The organism is Rhizobium ecuadorense, assembly GCF_001187535.1.
Taxonomy (GTDB): domain Bacteria; phylum Pseudomonadota; class Alphaproteobacteria; order Rhizobiales; family Rhizobiaceae; genus Rhizobium; species Rhizobium ecuadorense.
Map to the genome: position 1 here is coordinate 1 of NZ_LFIO01001261.1, position 246 is coordinate 246.

Consider the following 246-nt stretch of genomic DNA (forward strand, 5'->3'; position numbering starts at 1 on the left):
CGTCTCGTCGGTCAGGAACCGGGACCATAGTATTTCGGGCAGGCCTCTCTCAAACTTCCATATAGCTTGCCCGCTTCTGTGGTTCCGGCGAATGTCATCAACATGCACCTCGATGTTCGGCAAAGCCTCACGACCAATCGGCAAGGATGCGAACTTAAATGCCAATGCCTCATCGCGGGCGTTCTGGTCTTGGTTTGCAGCCACTCTCCCAGAGTTGAATCCCAGTCGTTTTGCTGTGTGCTTTAG

At 53.7% G+C, this 246-nt stretch carries 1 protein-coding gene; it reads right to left on the reverse strand.

Features of this window, described 5'->3' with window-relative positions:
• The coding region (locus tag AF337_RS44610; protein ID WP_210168079.1) for a hypothetical protein at positions 1-246 on the reverse strand (246 nt) is incomplete at both ends.